The sequence below is a fragment of the Bordetella sp. N genome, from assembly GCF_001433395.1.
Lineage (GTDB): Bacteria > Pseudomonadota > Gammaproteobacteria > Burkholderiales > Burkholderiaceae_B > Bordetella_C.
In genome coordinates this window covers 3040024-3056456 of the sequence record NZ_CP013111.1, presented here as the reverse complement: position 1 = coordinate 3056456, position 16433 = coordinate 3040024, and the positions used below count along the sequence as shown (strand labels likewise).

Genomic DNA, 16433 nt, shown 5'->3' with positions numbered 1-16433 from the left:
GCGCCAAAAAAAAGCCCCCACGCGCCAGCGTGGGGGCTTTCCTGCAACAGGCCGGGCTATCGAATCAAATCACCAATTCGATAACGAACGGCCCCTTGCGCTTGTTCGCCGCCGCAAGCAGATCCGCGAACTGTTCCATGTTCTGCGCCTGCGCCGCTTCCACCCCCATGCCATTGGCCAGCTTGACCCAATCCAGGGTAGGGCGGGTCAAGTCCAGCATGTTCATCGCGGTCTTGCCCGCTTCGGCGCCCACACCGGCCAGTTCGCCGATCAGGATGGCGTACTTGCGATTAGCCAGGATCACCGTGGTGACGTCCAGCTGCTCGCGCGCCTGCGTCCACAAGGATTGCAGCGAATACATGGCCGAGCCGTCGGCCTGCAGCGACACGACGCGTCGGCCCGGCGCGCCGATCGCGGCGCCCGTGGCCAGCGGCAGGCCATTGCCGATGGCGCCGCCGGTGATCTGCAACCAGTCATGCGGCGCGGCGTTGACCGTGCCGGAGAAGAAGGCGCGGCCAAAGCTCACGCTTTCATCGACGACGATGGCGTTATCTGGCAGCAAGGCCGTGACGGTCTGCGCCACGGCTTCCGACGTGACGGCGCCGCGGGCCGGTTCGCCCACCACGCGTTGCGCCACCGGCGCGGCTTCGTGCGCGGCCAGCATGTCGGCGAGACGGGCCAGCGCATCGCCCTGGTCCTGTTCGGGACGGCTCAGAACGTGGATCTGGCAATCCTCGGGATACAGCAGCGCCGGCTTGTCGGGATAGGCGAAGAAACCCACCGGCGCCTTGGCGCCGACCAGGATCAGATGCTTGGTGCCCTTGAGCGCGGCCAGGGCTGGTTCGATGGCATATGGCAGGCGGGTGACGGGCTGACGACCGGCGCCGCGTTCGATACGGCGGTTGGACGTCGGCGCGAACAGGCGCGCACCCGTCTTCTGCGAGATGCGGCCGGCCACGGCCAGCGGCGTTTCGCGCAGCGCGTCATTGGCCATGAACAGCACGGCCGGTTCGCCGGTGCGCAGAATGCGCGCGACGGCGCTCAGCACGCCCTCATCCACCGTGGGGGCGGGCGGCACGTCCAGCGCGTCGACGACCACGCCGCCGGGATTCCAGCAGGTGTCGGACGGCGCGATCAAGGTGGCGATCTGGCCGGGCGAGGTGCGCGCGGCCTGCACCGCGGCGGCGGCATCGCGGCCTATCGTTTCGGCGGTGCTGGACGTGCGGGTCCAGCCCGACACCGGCCGGGCCCACCCTTCGGTGTCGGCGGTCAGCGGTGCGTCCAGGGGGCGGTGATGCGTGGCCTGGTCGCCCACGATATTGACGATGGCCGAGTTGGCGCGGCGTGCGTTGTGCAGATTGGCCAGACCGTTGGCCAGACCCGGGCCGCAATGCAGCAGGGTGGCGGCGGGGCGGTCCGCCATGCGGGCGTAGCCGTCGGCGGCGCCGGTGACCACGGTCTCCGCCAGCGCCAGCACGCAGCGCATGCCGGGAATGCGGTCGAGCGCGGACACGAAGTGCATTTCACTCGTGCCGGGGTTGGCAAAGCACGTATCGATGCCGCTCTTGAGCAGCGTGTGGACCAGACTCTCGGCGCCGTTCATTCTTTCCTCATCGTCAATGTGGCATAAAAAACCAGCCAGAGTGTACGCCCCGGTTTTACGCGCCATCGTCTTGGACGAGGCGCACGGGACGAACAGCGACGAGGATGCGGCGCAAAAAGACGTCAGATACGGGCAGATGGGGAACAGATCCGCCGCGTAAGTGCCATCCGTCGGGGTTTACCCTTGATCCTGAATGTCTTCTTCGTTCACCAGGCCGTCGCGGCCATAGAACTTCACGCCGATGTAGATGCGATCGCGGCCCTGGGAGCGGCGATGGCGGTTGGTATCGCGCAGCGAGTAGACGCAGCCGCAATATTCCTGCTGATAGAAGTTCTCGCGTTTGCTGATTTCGATCATGCGTTGCGAGCCGCCACCCTTGCGCCAGTTGTAGGTCCAGTACGTCAGCTCGGGATAGCGGGCGGCGGCGCGTTCGCCGCAGCCGTTGATCTGGTTCATGTCCTTCCAGCGCGAGATGCCCAGCGAGCTGGTAATGGTGTCGAAGCCATGTTCGTGCGCGTACAGGGCGGTGCGCTCGAAGCGCATGTCGAAACAGGCGGTGCAGCGCTCGCCGCGTTCGGGCGCGTCTTCCATGCCCTTGATGCGATCGAACCAGTTGTCCATGTCGTAGTCGGCGTCGATAAACTCGATGCCATGCTGCTCGGCGAAGCGGATGTTCTCCTGCTTGCGGATCTCGTATTCCTTCACCGGATGGATATTCGGGTTGTAGAAGTAGATGGCGTAGTCGATGCCGGAGGCCTGCATGGCTTCCATCACTTCACCCGAACAGGGCGCGCAGCAGGAGTGCATGAGCACCTTGCGGCGCCCTTCGGGCAGTTCGAGTTTCGGGCGAACGTATTCAGACATGGCAATACCGGGGAAAGATGGAGCAGGGCGGGGCCGGGGAAAGATTCCCGCGCCGGCCAGCGCCGAATCCCGTATTTTACGCCCCGTCGCCCAGAACCGTATTCCAGAGCTCCGTGACCGCCTCGCGCTCCGCCGGCAGGGTAGCGGGCGCCACTCGCGCCTTTTCCTGCCCTTGCAGCCGCATCGCGTGCTGAACCCGGCGCAAGGTGCGATAAGCATCGCCGGCACGCGTGGCCAGGCCAGGGTCCAGCAGACCGGCCTCGGCGGCCAGGCGCAGCAGGGTGATATTGCCCAGATTCTTCACCAGAACCGGGTGTGACGCCGCCTGCGTAAGCACCAGGTATTGGGTGACGAACTCGACGTCCACCATGCCGCCGCGGTCGTGCTTGACGTCGAACTTGCCGCTGGTATTCGGATGGCCGGCGCTGATCTTCTCCCGCATGGCGCGGACGTCGGTGCGCAGGGCGGCGACATCGCGCGGCGCCAGCATGATGTCGCGCCGTACGTCCTCGAAGCGCGCGCCCAGGTCGGCATCGCCCGCGGCGAAGCGCGCGCGGGTCAGGGCCTGGTGCTCCCAGGACCAGGCATGCTTGCTCTGGTATTCGGCAAAAGCCTCGATCGACACCGCCAGCAGCCCTGCGTCGCCGTCCGGCCGCAGGCGCAGGTCGACCTCGTACAGCCGGCCCGATGACGTCATGGTCGACAGCCAGGAACTCATGCGCCGGCCCAGCTTGGCGTAGATTTCCGGGGCATCGTCGCGCGGATCGTCGAACAGGAACACCAGGTCCAGGTCGGACGAATAGCCCAATTCCTTGCCGCCCAGCTTGCCATACGCCACCACCGCGAAATGTGGTTGCGCGCCCGGCTGGCGATTCACCAGCGGCCAGATCCGCTTGATGGTCTCGGCCAGCAGCATGTCGGCCAGGGCCGACAACTGGTCGGCCAGCTTTTCCACCGTCAGCTCGCCTTCCAGATCCTGCGCCAGCAGCTGGAAGCTGGCCTGGCGCTGGACGTCGCGCATCAGGTTCATCTGGCGCTCGACGTCGGCGCTGCCGTCGGGCAGCACGCAGGCGTCGAGGTCGGCGGCCAGTTGCGTGCCGATCTGGCGGAAGTCCAGGGGTTCGAACAGCGTGCGCCAGTCGATCAGGCTGTCCAGCAGCAAGGGATGCTGCGTCAGGTATTGGGCGGCCCAGGGGCTGGCGGCCATCATGCGGGCCACGCGCGCCAAGGTGTCCGGGTACTCGGCCAGCAGCGCCAGATAGGCGCTGCGCTGGGCCACCTGTTCGATCAGGTCGAACAGGCGCACGGTGGCCGCCGCGGGCGCTTCGGTCCGGGCCGCCGCCTGCACGGCCGCCGGCAATAGGGTTTCCAGGCGGCGCCGGCTGGTCTCCGGCAGGCTGCGCACGCGATGGCTGCCCAGCAGCGACGTGGCGCGCGCCGCCAGTTCCGGGCCCTGTTCGCCGAACAGCTCATGGATCTGGTCCAGCAGCGTGCTTTCCATGTCCGTGCCGGAGGCGGTGGAGGCGGGACGGCCGCTGTCGCTGTGGCCGGGATCATCCATGCCGGCCATGCCGAAGGCATTGCGGAAGGTGTCGGCGACGAAGGCACGATGGGCGGTCAGGCTCTGCTCGAAATCCGCCGGGGTCATGCTTAGTGCCCGCGCCAGGGCGGCGCGCGGCTCGGGGTCGGCGGGCAGCAGGTGGGTCTGTTCGTCCTCGCGGTATTGCAGGGCGTGTTCGGTACGGCGCAGGAAGCGGTAGGCCGCCTCCAGCCGCTCGACGTCGGCCGCGGGCAGGATGCCGGCATCGCGCTGCGCGTGCAGGGCGGCCAGCAGTCCGCGATCGCGCAGGGCCGGCATGCGGCCCCCACGGATCAATTGCGACAGCTGCACCACGAATTCGATTTCACGGATGCCGCCGTCGCCCAGCTTGATGTTCAGGGCGCTGTCCATGCCGTTGCGCCCCAGCGCGCGCCGCTGCCAGTCCAGGCGGATGCGTTCGCGCAGGGCGCGCAGCGCGGCCAGTGCGTCGAAGTCGAAATACTTGCGATAGACAAAGGGGATGCGCAGGCTTTCCATCTGGCGCAGCTGGGCTTCGCTGTCGCTGTCGGCGAAAGCCTGGGCCGGGATGGCGCGCGCCTTCAACCAGGCATAACGCTCCCACTCGCGGCCCTGGCCCACCAGATAATGCTCAAAGGCGTCCAGGCTCCATGCGAGGGGGCTGCCGTCGCCATCGGGCCGTAAACGCAGGTCAGTACGGAAAACGTGACCATGCGCATCTATTTCCGACAGCACCGGCATCATGCGCTGGGTCAGGCGGCCGTAGAACTCGTGATAGCTGAGCTTGCGCGGTCCAGGCGTTTCGCCTTCCTCGCCATAGAGCATCACCAGGTCGATGTCGGAGGACACGTTCAACTCTCCGCCGCCCAGCTTGCCCATGCCCATGATGAGCATTTCCTGGGGCTTGCCGCTGGCGGGATCGACCGGGATGCCATGCGTCTCCGCGAGGTCGGCCGACACGCTGCGGTAAGCCGCCGCGATGGCCAGGTCGGCCAGGCCGGTCATGGCGCCGACCACTTCCTCCAGGGGCGCCAGGCCGGCCAGGTCGCGCACGATGAGCGCGCAGAACACACGCTCGCGCAGCTGACGCAACACGGCGCGGCAGGCCGGCACCGGCAGGACGAAGTCCCTGGTCCGGGCACTGCCCGCTGGCGGTGCCGCGGCCGTGGCGCCGGCGCCAGCGCCAGCACCAGCACCAGCACCAGCAGCGGGCAGAGCAGGCAGGCTCCTGATTGGCGCGCCCGTGGCGGCGATCAGCTCATCGCACCAGCGCGTCAAGGCGTCCTGATCGACGGGCCGCCGGGCATGCTCCGTCAGCCATTGCGCCAGATCCGGATAAGCCTGCAGCCGCCGCCTTAGATAGCCAGACCAGGCATAGGCGGTGGACAACAGCGAATCGGAAGCGGGGTCGAATGGGGCAGCGGCGGACATAGTTGGTAATTTGGATACGCAGACGCCGATAGGCATTTCATGTATAAGGGGACGATACCGCAAGACTATCGCTCTCGCTCATTTTCCTGTGCATTTCTCCTTCAAAATCCTGCGCATCCTGATGTGGGTCGTCTGGGCCGTGTATTTTGTCGCGGCCGTGACCTTGCTCGGCATGCGTTACCTGGTGCTTCCGCGCATCGATCAGTGGCGGCCGCAGATCGAGGACTACACCAGTCAGGCCATCGGCGCCCGCGTCGAGATCGGCAAGATATCGGCGGATTGGTATGGGCTGAATCCGCGTCTGCACCTGAGCGATGTGCGCGTCTACGAAACGCCGGATACGGCGGGCTCGGCATCGGCCGCCGCCCCGGCCAATGCCGCCGCGGCGCCCGCGAGTGCCGCCCCGGTGCCGGGCAGTGCCGGCGCCACGAACGCCGACGCGACACTACCGCCCACTGGCCCCGTCATGTCCGCGCCCGCGACGCCGGTTCTGAGCCTGCCCAACGTGCAGGCCGTGGTGGCCTGGCGCAGCCTGTTCGACCGCGTGCCGCGTCTGGTCAACCTGCGGGCGGATGGCCTGGACATCACCTTGCGGCGCGATCGCGACAATCGCCTGTGGGTGGCCGGGCAGGCCATCGCGCTGGACACCGGCAATGACGGGCCTTGGCTAGACACCGCCGCCGTCCGTTGGCTGGCGCGCCAGCGCGAGATCGCCTTGAAGCACGTCACCGTGCGCTGGCAGGACGAACTGCGCGGCACCCCGGACCTGGTCATCGACGATGCCAGCCTGGCTTTGCTGAACGGCGTGCTCACGCACCGCTTTGCCTTACGCGCGAAGCTGCCGCCCGCCCTGGGCCGCAGCCTGGACTTGCGCGGCGAGGTCGAGCGCTCCCTGTTCACCCGTGACCCGCGCAACCCGGCCAACTGGCATGGTCAGGTCTACGGCGAAGTGGTCGACGTGGATCCGGCGGCCTGGACGCCGTGGGTGCAACTGCCGCCCATGGGCGGCCGCCTGGCGGCGCGCGCCTGGATGCAGGTGGACGGCAAGCGCATCGGCGCGGTGACGGCCGATCTGTTCGCGCGCGGTGTCGGCTGGCAGTGGCAGGATGGCGGGGCGGCCGTCCGCTCCAGGCTGGCCGCGAGCAACGTGCGCCTGCATGTCGATGGTTTGCCGGGCGACGTCTGGGACAGCCTGGGCGGGCTGGCGCTGACCCAGAGCAGTGGCGCGCCCGCGCAACGCGCGACGCCCATGGGCGCCGTCGCGGCCACGCCGAAGGGCCTGACTTTGCAGATGCAGGCCCAGGATGTCAGCGCCAACCTTCCCGGCGTACTGCAGGATCCGAACATCACGCTGGACCAGCTCACCCTGGATGGGGTGGGGCGCCGCGGCGACGACGGCGTGCTGGGCGTGGAGCTGCGCCAGGCATCCTTGCGCAATGCCGACCTGGACCTGACCTTGCAGGGACGCTGGCGCGAAACGGGCAAGACCCTGGCCGGCACCGCGGACATGACCGGCAAGCTGGCGCGCCTGCGTATGAGTACGCTGCATGGCTATCTGCCCCAGACGGTTACCGCCGAGGCGCGCGACTGGCTGCAACGCGGTTTGAAGGCGGGCGACGTGCGGGATGCCGGCATCGTGGTCCAGGGTGATCTGGACGATTTTCCTTTTACGCAGGACACCGGGCGGGGCAAGTTCCATATCGGCGGCGCCTATGACGGCGCGACCGTGGACTATGCACCGGCCCTGGACAGCAAGCACAAAGGCTGGCCGGCGGTGACGGGCCTGAAGGGCACTTTCGCCATCGACGGCGCGGCCTTGACCCTGGAAGCGGCGCCTGGCGGAGAACTGCAGGCGCCCGCTCCCGGGACTGTGCCGGTCGCCCTGAACGGTATCAAGGCGACCATTCCCAATATGGAGCACAAGGCCGAGCTGCTGCTCTCCGCCGAGTCCAGCGGTCCCATCGGTACGTATCTGGCGACCAGCAAGACCTCGCCTCTGGGCGGACTGCTGGATAACCTGCTGGACGACGCGCGGGGCACCGGCAACGCCAACCTGGCCCTGGCCTTGCGCGTGCCCTTGCTCGATCCTGACGCCACCAAGGTCGATGGCACGGTCAGCTTCGACAACAACGAATTCGCCCTGTTTCCGCAATTGCCGCCGGTGCAGCAGTTGCGCGGGCAACTGGCCTTCACGGAACAGGATGTCAGCGCCCGCGGGCTGGAGGGTCAGTTCCTGGGTGGTCCGTTGCGGGTGGACGGCAGCTTGTTGGACAGCCGCAACGGCTTGCGCTTCGATGGCACGGTCAATGGCGCTGCCTTGCCGCAACTGTTCCGCGCCAAATCGATGGCGCGCATCAGCGGCAAGACCAACTACCACGCCCGTCTGCTGTATTTGAAAGGCGGCAACATCGATGCGACGCTGGAGTCCGACCTGATGGGGCTGGCGCTGGACATGCCGGCGCCCATCGGCAAGCCAGCCGCCACGGCCATGCCGGTGAAGGTGCAGTGGAGTCCGGCGCAGACACCAGGCGCGCGCAACCGCGTGTGGTTGACCGGCAGCGTGGGGCAGAACATCAATGTGCTGCTGGAGCGCGACCCCGCGGACCGGCGGGCGTTTTTCGCGCGGGGCGCGGTCGGCGCCAATCAGCCGGCGAGCCTGCCGGACAAGGGCTTCACGCTCAAGCTGGACCTGCCGGAGCTGGATGCCGATGCGTGGGAGACCTTGATCGACGGTTTTTCGCCCACGCCCACGCCGGCGCCGGCATCTTCGGCGGCGAAGACGGCCGCGCGTCGGCCGGCGAGCGGGTCGGCGAGTGGGCCGGCGCAGCCGCTGTTGCCGCCGATCAGTCTGGTCAGCATCAAGACCCCGCAATTGCGTATGTCGGGCCTGACGTTGAACGATCTGACCCTGACCGCGGAACGGCCCATCGACATGCAGTGGCGGGTGGATATCCAGTCGCGCCAGGCGGCCGGATCCCTGTCCTGGCGCGAAGGCGCGGGCAATGTCGCCGGTAAGGTGACCGGGCGGTTCAAGTACCTGGCCTTTGGCGATGCCAGCGACACCAATACGGCTAGCGAAGCCTTGTCGAAGACCGATGAATTGTCGGATATCCCCGCGGTCGATCTGCATGCCGATTCCTTGCGGCTGTATGGCAAGGACGTCGGCACCTTGCAGGTGCTGGGGACCAATCTGGAGCGGGGCCGTCGTTGGCAGCTGGACAAGCTGCGTATCACCAGCCAGGACGCCTCGCTGGATGCCAAGGGGATCTGGCGGCTTAGTGGCGCGGATCGGGGGCTGACGGTGGAGGCCTCATCGCAGTTCAAGGATTTCGGCCAGTTGCTGGGGCGTCTGGGCAAGCCGGACACCATGGCCAATGGGGCGGGTACGGCGTCGGCCAGCCTGACCTGGAACGATCTGCCTTGGACGCATGACCTGGGCAAGGTCGAAGGCAAGCTGGAGTTCAGCCTGGACAAGGGGCGCTTCGTCCATGTCAATTCCCGTACCGCGCGGCTGCTGGAGTTGTTGTCGCTGCAATCGGTGGGCCGGTTGGCCAGGCTGGATTTCAATCCTGCGAATCTCTTGAAAGATGGTTTCCCGTTCGACACCATCCGTGGCCATGTCACCTTGTCCAAGGGCATCGCGCACACGGAGGATTACAAGGTGGCCGGGCCGGTGGCCAGCATCATTCTGGCTGGCGACACGAATATCGTGGATGAGACCTGGAATTTGAAGGCTGTGGTAGTGCCGAATCTTGACGCCAGCGGTGCCGCCGTGGCCACGGCTTTCGTCAATCCCTTGCTGGGATTGGGAGCCTTTCTTGGTCAGCTGATCCTGAAACATCCTTTGGCCAGCGCGCTGACCAGCGAATATGCGGTCACGGGCAGCTGGAACGACCCGAAGGTCGCGCCCATCAACAACAACAAAGCCGACTCCGCCGCCAAGGCCCGCGAGTTCATCGAAAACTGATGTTTTCGGGGTGATCGATAGCGTTCTTTTGCGGCAACCCCGCGGGTTTCTCGGTGGAGCTGCGCTCCACCACCTCCCGGCCCGGTGGCGTGCACCACTTCGTGGAGCCGCCGTGCCGCGCACAGAGCGCATGGCAGGCGCGGCGTAGCCCGCCCCCCGGCCCACTGGGTGTGGCGCTCCGCGCCACACCCAAAACAAAAAGGCCTGTGCATTTGCACAGGCCCCTTCGCCAAACAGGCATTGCGGAACCGGCCAAGACCGGTTTCCCCAAACCATTACTTTTTCATCATGTCGAAGAACTGGTCATTGGTCTTCGTTGCACGCATCTTGTCCATGATGAACTCCATCGCCTGAATCTCATCCATGTCATGGATGAACTTCCGCAGTACCCACGTCTTCTGCAGCAATTCCGGACGAATCAGCAGCTCTTCACGACGGGTGCCCGACTTGTTCAGGTTGATGGCCGGATAAACGCGCTTCTCCGCCAGGCGACGTTCCAGATGCACTTCGGAGTTACCCGTGCCCTTGAACTCTTCGTAGATGACTTCATCCATCCGGCTGCCCGTTTCGATCAGGGCCGTGCCGATGATCGTCAACGAGCCGCCTTCTTCCATGTTCCGCGCCGCGCCGAAGAAACGCTTCGGACGCTGCAGGGCGTTGGCATCCACACCACCCGTCAGCACCTTGCCCGAAGCCGGCACCACGGTGTTGTAGGCACGCGCCAGACGCGTGATCGAATCCAGCAGGATCACCACGTCCTTCTTCAGCTCGACCAGACGCTTGGCCTTCTCGATGACCATTTCCGCGACCTGCACGTGACGCGTGGCAGGTTCGTCAAACGTCGACGCCACCACTTCGCCGCGCACCGTGCGCTGCATTTCCGTCACTTCCTCGGGACGCTCATCCACCAGCAGGACGATCATCACCGCTTCCGGGAAATTCGTGGTGATGGCATGCGCGATGTGCTGCATCATCACCGTCTTGCCCGACTTCGGCGGCGCGACGATCAGCGCGCGCTGGCCGGCGCCCAAAGGCGCGAAGATGTCCAGAATGCGGCCGGTGAAGTTCTCTTCGCTCTTGATTTCCCGTTCCAGACGCATCACCCGGTTCGGGTGCAGCGGCGTCAGGTTCTCGAACATGATGCGATGCTTGATCGCTTCAGGCGCCAGACCGTTGACCTTGTCCACTTTGACCAGCGCGAAATAGCGCTCGCCATCCTTGGGCGTACGCACTTCACCTTCGATCGAGTCGCCGGTGTGCAGGTTGAAGCGGCGGATCTGTGACGGCGAAATGTAGATATCGTCCGTGCTGGCCAAGTAGGAGGTTTCCGGCGAACGCAGGAAACCGAAGCCGTCCGGAAGTACTTCGAGCACGCCATCACCGAAGATCTGCTCGCCTTGCTTGGCGCGCTTCTTCATGATGGCGAACATCAACTCCTGCTTGCGCAGGCGGTTGGCGTTTTCGATTTCGAGTTTGGCGGCCTGCTCGAGCAGTTGTGAGACGTGCTGCGCCTTTAGTTCATTCAGGTGCATTGCGGTGGTGTTGGGGGAGAAATGAGAGGGGAGTGGGGCGGCGGGCCACGGACGGGCCCGCGCGAGAAAAGGGCCGGTGTCAGGCCAGGGAGCTATCCAGGAAAGCCGTCAGTTGGGACTTCGACAAAGCACCCACCTTGGTGGCGGCAGCCTGGCCGTCCTTGAACAACATCAGCGTCGGAATGCCGCGGATGCCGTACTTGGCCGGCGTGTCCTGGTTCTCGTCCACATTGATCTTGGCGATAACCAGGCGGCCATTGTATTCCTTGGCCACTTCTTCCAGGATGGGGGCAATCATTTTGCAGGGGCCGCACCAGGCAGCCCAGTAGTCCACCAAAACGGGGACGTCGGACTTCAGGACATCGGCTTCAAAGCTGGCGTCGCTTACATGCTTGATTTGGTCGCTCATGGCGGTTTCTCGTTAGGTTTTTTGCGCTAGGCGGCCGGTAAAACCGGCGATGACGTGCTGCGGGTGGCTGAACAGGTGGTAATCCCTGAGGCCTGTTGGCTAGGACACCGATGAATGGCCGGGGGTTCCCCAACCTTCATGTCGCCTGCGACAGACGTCTGCCGCACTGCCTGAGCGCTAACCCGGCGTTTTTGAGTTGACAGGATTAAAGCATACCACTGTCGATACGAACAGGCTTCACCGGTTTTGTGTAGCATGAACGGCCTCGCGGTCCGGTTGGCCGCTGGTCCGGCACGCAATCCGGCCCGGGACCAGGGTCCCCATGGCTAAAATCGCGCCCCGGACCGGATTCCTCCGGGCCTTTCGTTACCACCGTCATAACGGCACTGGGCAGACTGTGCGCATTCCACTGGAAGCCGCGCCAATCTTGAGCCTTTCCGTAAAATGTCGGTTTTTTTCCACAGATGTTGGGGATAACTTGGCCACACCACGTTACACCGAGTCGTCGATCCGGGTCCTGAAGGGCCTGGAGCCCGTGCGGCAACGCCCGGGCATGTACACCCGCACCGAAAATCCCCTGCACATCGTGCAGGAAGTCATCGACAACGCTGCCGATGAAGCCCTGGCCGGCAACGGCAAACATATTCAGGTCACTCTGCACACTGACGGCAGCGTCTCCGTGGAGGACGACGGCCGTGGCATCCCGGTCGGTCTGCACCCGGAAGAGCACGCGCCCGTGGTCGAACTGGTCTTCACCCGGCTGCACGCCGGGGGCAAGTTCGACAAGCAGGGCGGCGGCGCGTACGCCTTCTCCGGCGGCCTGCACGGCGTCGGGGTTTCCGTCACCAACGCCCTGGCCACGCGCCTGGAAGTCACGGTCTGGCGCGATGGCGGCATCCACCGCATGGTTTTCAGCGGCGGCGACGTCATCGAGCCGCTGGCGCCCTTCACCGGCGCCGCCCGCAAGAAGTCCGGCACCCGGGTGCGTGTCTGGCCCGATGCCAAATATTTCGATTCGGCCAATATTCCGCTGGGCGAACTGACTCATCTGCTGCGCAGCAAGGCTGTGCTGTTGCCCGGGGTCAAGGTCACCTTGACCACGGAAAAGTCCGGCGAGGTCAAGACCTGGCTGTACGAGGACGGCCTGCGCGGCTACCTCACCGAAGCCTTGAACGGCGCCGAACTGATGGTCCCCATGTTCGAGGGCGCCCAGTACGCGGGCCGCGACCACGAGAACTTCGCCGAAGGCGAGGGCGCCCAATGGGCCGTGGCCTGGGCCGAGGACAGCAACGTGGTGCGTGAGTCCTACGTCAACCTGATTCCCACACCAGCCGGCGGCACCCACGAATCGGGCCTGCGCGAAGGCCTGTTCAGCGCCGTCAAGAGCTTCGCCGAACTGCACAGCCTGCTGCCCAAGGGCGTGAAGCTGCTGCCGGAAGACGTGTTCGCCCGCGCCAGCTTCGTGCTGTCGGCCAAGGTGCTGGACCCCCAGTTCCAGGGCCAGATCAAGGAACGCCTGAACAGCCGCGACGCGGTCCGCCTGGTGGGCGGTTTCGCCAAGAGCGCGCTGGACCTGTGGCTGCACAGCAATGTCGAATACGGCAAAAAGCTGGCCGAGCTGGCGATCCGCCAGGCCCAGGCGCGCGCCCGGTCGGCGCAAAAGGTGGAAAAGCGCAAGAGCTCCGGCGTGGCGGTGCTGCCCGGCAAGCTGACCGACTGCGAATCGAGCGATGCCACCCGCACCGAAGTCTTCCTGGTGGAGGGCGACTCCGCCGGCGGTTCCGCCAAGATGGGGCGCGACAAGGAGTTCCAGGCCGTGCTGCCCTTGCGCGGCAAGGTGTTGAATTCCTGGGAAGTCGAGCGTGACCGCCTGTTCGCCAACAACGAAATCCACGATATTTCGGTGGCGATCGGCGTCGATCCGCACGGGCCCAACGACACGCCGGACCTGTCCGGCCTGCGCTACGGCCGCATCTGCATCCTCTCCGACGCGGACGTCGACGGCTCGCACATCCAGGTGCTTTTGCTGACCCTGTTCTACAAGCATTTCCCCAAGCTGGTCGAAGCCGGCAACGTCTATATCGCCAAGCCGCCGCTGTTCCGCGTGGACGTGCCGGCCCAGGGCAAGCGCCCGGCCCGCAAGGTCTATTGCCTGGACGCCGGCGAGCTGGAAGCCGTGCAGGACAAGCTGCGCAAGGAAGGCGTGCGCGAAGGCGCATGGAGCATCAGCCGCTTCAAGGGCCTGGGTGAAATGAACGCGGAACAGTTGTGGGAAACCACGATGAACCCGGATACCCGGCGCCTGCTGCCGGTGGCCTATGGCGCGTTGACCGCCGAGGACACCACCCGCATGTTCGATATGCTCATGGGCAAGGGCGAGTCATCGTCCCGCCGGACCTGGATCGAAGAGAAAGGCAACCTTGCCGAACTCGATATCTGACGCCGGCCGCCGCGCGCCCGCAAGGCGCGCGGCACCATCGCTCCCGCGGCCCATCGGCCCCGGAGCCTCTTGCCTCTTCGTGACGAATTCTCTCTCTTCCCGTTATGACCGATAGCAATCAACCTGGCTTGTTCGAGCCCCCCTCGGGCGACAGCGCCATCACCCTGGGCCTGTACGCCGAACAGGCCTACCTGGACTACGCCGTTTCCGTGGTGCGCGGCCGCGCGCTGCCCGACGTCGGCGATGGCCAGAAGCCGGTGCAGCGCCGTATTCTCTACGCGATGCAGGCCATGGGCCTGGGCCCCACCGCCAAGCACGTCAAGTCGGCCCGGGTGGTCGGCGACGTGCTGGGTAAGTACCACCCGCACGGCGACCAGGCGGCCTACGACGCCATGGTGCGCATGGCGCAGAATTTCTCCCTGCGCTACCCCCTGGTCGACGGCCAGGGCAACTTCGGTTCGCGCGACGGCGACAACGCCGCCGCGATGCGGTACACCGAAGCACGTCTGACGCCCATCTCGCGCCTGTTGCTGGACGAGCTGGACGAAGGCACCGTCGATTTCATCCCCAACTACGACGGCAGCCAGTCGGAACCGCAGATGCTGCCCGCGCGCCTGCCGTTCATGCTGCTCAACGGCGCGTCCGGCATCGCGGTGGGCATGGCCACGGAAATTCCGTCGCACAACCTGCGCGAAGTGGCGCAGGCCTGCGTGGCGCTGTTGAAGAATCCCGCGCTGTCGAATGAAGACCTGCACGCTCTGCTGCCGGGTCCCGACTTCGCCGGCGGCGGCCAGATCATCACGTCGCCGCAGGACATCGCGCAGATCTACAGCGTGGGACGCGGTTCGCTGAAAGCGCGCGCCCGCTGGACGTTCGAGGAAATGGCCCGCGGCCAGTGGCAACTGGTGGTCACCGAGCTGCCTCCCGGCGCTTCCGGCCAACGCGTGCTGGAAGAAATCGAGGAAATCACCAATCCCAAGGTCAAGGCCGGCAAGAAGAGCCTGACGCCGGAGCAGCAGCAGGGCAAGGCCCTCATGCTGGGCCTGCTGGATGCCGTGCGCGACGAATCGGGCAAGGACGCGCCGGTGCGCCTGGTGTTCGAGCCCAAGACGTCGCGCGTCGACCGTGACGAGTTCGTCAAGATCCTGCTGGCGCAGACCAGCATGGAAGGCAGTGTCGCGATCAACCTGGTGTGCATCGGCACCGACGGCCGGCCGCGCCAGAAACCGCTGCGCGACATCCTGGTCGAGTGGCTGGCCTTCCGCACGGATACGGTGACGCGGCGCACGCGCCATCGCCTGGACAAGGTCATCGATCGCATCCATGTGCTGGAAGGGCGCATGGTCGTCTACCTGAACGTGGACGAAGTCATCAAGACCATCCGCGAAGCCGACGAGCCGCGCGCGGCCTTGATGGAACGCTTCAAGCTGAGCGAACGCCAGGCCGAAGACATCCTGGAAATGCGCTTGCGCCAGCTGGCCCGCCTGGATGGCATCAAGGTCGAGCAGGAACTCGCCGACAAGCGCGAAGAGCAGATCAAGCTGCAGGAGTTGCTGGACAACCCGTCCTCCTTGAAGCGCACCATCGTGCGCGAGATCGAGGCCGACGCCAAGCAATACGGCGACGATCGCCGTACCTTGATCGAAGTGGCCGAGCGCGCCGTGGTGGAAACCCGCGTGGTCGACGAGCCGGTCACGGTCATCGTGTCGCAGAAGGGCTGGCTGCGCGCGCGTCAAGGCCATGGCCATGACGTCGGGCAGTTCACCTTCAAGCAGGGCGACGGGCTCTATGGGGCCTTCGAGTGCCGCACCACGGACACGCTGATCGCCCTGGGCGATAACGGCCGCGCCTACAGCGTGGCGGTGTCGGCGTTGCCGTCGGCGCGGGGCGACGGGCAGCCGGTGACGACCATGATCGACCTGGCCAGCGGCACCCGCATCACGCACATGATCGCCGCGGCGGCGGACAGCCGCTGGCTGTTCGCCAGCGAGGGCGGCTTCGGCTTCGTCGCCAAGCTGGGCGACATGAGCAGCCGCCAGCGTGCCGGCAAGCAGTTCATCACGCTGGAAGCGGGCGATACGCTGCTGCATCCGGTACCGGTGTTCGCCGGCGCCACGCAACTGGCGCTGCTGTCGACCAAGGGCAAGTTCCTGGTGTTCAGCCTGGACGAGGTCAAGGTGCTGGCAGGCGGTGGCCGCGGCACCATCCTGATGGGGCTGGACGGCAACGACAAGCTGGCCCAGGTCGTCCCGCTGGGCGCGGGCGGTCTGCGCGCGGTAGGGATGTACCGCAACAAGCAGACCGAAGACATCCTGGTGGGCGCCAGCCTGCAACCGTACGTCGGCAAGCGCGCTCGCAAGGGCCGCCAGCTGGAAGTGCGGCCGAAGCAGCCGGTGCTGTCGCCGGTGTTGTAACGGCCTGCAACGGAACAAAAAGCCCGGTCGATGTGACGCATTGCGCATCGCCCGGGCTTTTTTGTCGTCTATTTCTCGTAAATTCGTTCAATTTCGGCAAATAATCCAGGCGATCTGCGCATGCTCTTCCGCATTTACGACTGAGTTTTACATTTTCTCTTCCTTCTGATTCCTCGCGCCGATATAATTCGTACTGAAATCAATTCAGCAAAACA

General features: G+C 65.6%; 8 protein-coding genes. 3 read left to right on the top strand and 5 right to left on the bottom strand.

The features are described 5' to 3' along the window. Positions 1-64 precede the first annotated feature (64 nt). From ASB57_RS13010 to glnE, 3 genes are all read right to left on the bottom strand, one after another. Entirely contained in the window at positions 65-1603 is a 1539-nt protein-coding gene (locus ASB57_RS13010) for an acetolactate synthase large subunit (RefSeq protein WP_057652620.1), read from the bottom strand. A 177-nt stretch (positions 1604-1780) separates the two neighbouring features. Further along, positions 1781-2467: an epoxyqueuosine reductase QueH gene (locus ASB57_RS13005; RefSeq protein ID WP_057652619.1), complete on the bottom strand. Its 687-nt coding sequence runs from the start codon at positions 2465-2467 to the stop codon at positions 1781-1783. 76 nt (positions 2468-2543) lie between these two features. Then, on the bottom strand, positions 2544-5456 hold the full coding sequence (gene glnE, locus ASB57_RS13000) for a bifunctional [glutamate--ammonia ligase]-adenylyl-L-tyrosine phosphorylase/[glutamate--ammonia-ligase] adenylyltransferase (RefSeq protein WP_057652618.1): 2913 nt from the start codon (positions 5454-5456) through the stop codon (positions 2544-2546). Between the two features lie 88 nt (positions 5457-5544). Here glnE and ASB57_RS12995 point away from each other — a divergent pair, with 88 nt between their 5' ends. Beyond that, positions 5545-9423, top strand: coding sequence for a YhdP family protein (locus ASB57_RS12995; RefSeq protein WP_057652617.1), 3879 nt, complete (start codon positions 5545-5547; stop codon positions 9421-9423). A gap of 275 nt (positions 9424-9698) precedes the next feature. On the opposite strand, the gene rho is transcribed toward ASB57_RS12995, so the two are convergent. Both rho and trxA read right to left on the bottom strand, forming a co-directional pair. Then, positions 9699-10955, bottom strand: coding sequence for a transcription termination factor Rho (gene rho / locus ASB57_RS12990; RefSeq protein WP_057652616.1), 1257 nt, complete (start codon positions 10953-10955; stop codon positions 9699-9701). Between the two features lie 79 nt (positions 10956-11034). Further along, positions 11035-11364: a thioredoxin TrxA gene (gene trxA, locus ASB57_RS12985; RefSeq protein ID WP_057652615.1), complete on the bottom strand. Its 330-nt coding sequence runs from the start codon at positions 11362-11364 to the stop codon at positions 11035-11037. Positions 11365-11842: 478 nt separating this feature from the next. Here trxA and ASB57_RS12980 point away from each other — a divergent pair, with 478 nt between their 5' ends. Then, positions 11843-13804, top strand: a complete 1962-nt coding sequence (locus ASB57_RS12980; protein WP_057652614.1) for a DNA topoisomerase IV subunit B — start codon at positions 11843-11845, stop codon at positions 13802-13804. Between the two features lie 104 nt (positions 13805-13908). Beyond that, on the top strand, positions 13909-16218 hold the full coding sequence (gene parC, locus ASB57_RS12975) for a DNA topoisomerase IV subunit A (RefSeq protein ID WP_057652613.1): 2310 nt from the start codon (positions 13909-13911) through the stop codon (positions 16216-16218). Positions 16219-16433 lie beyond the last annotated feature (215 nt).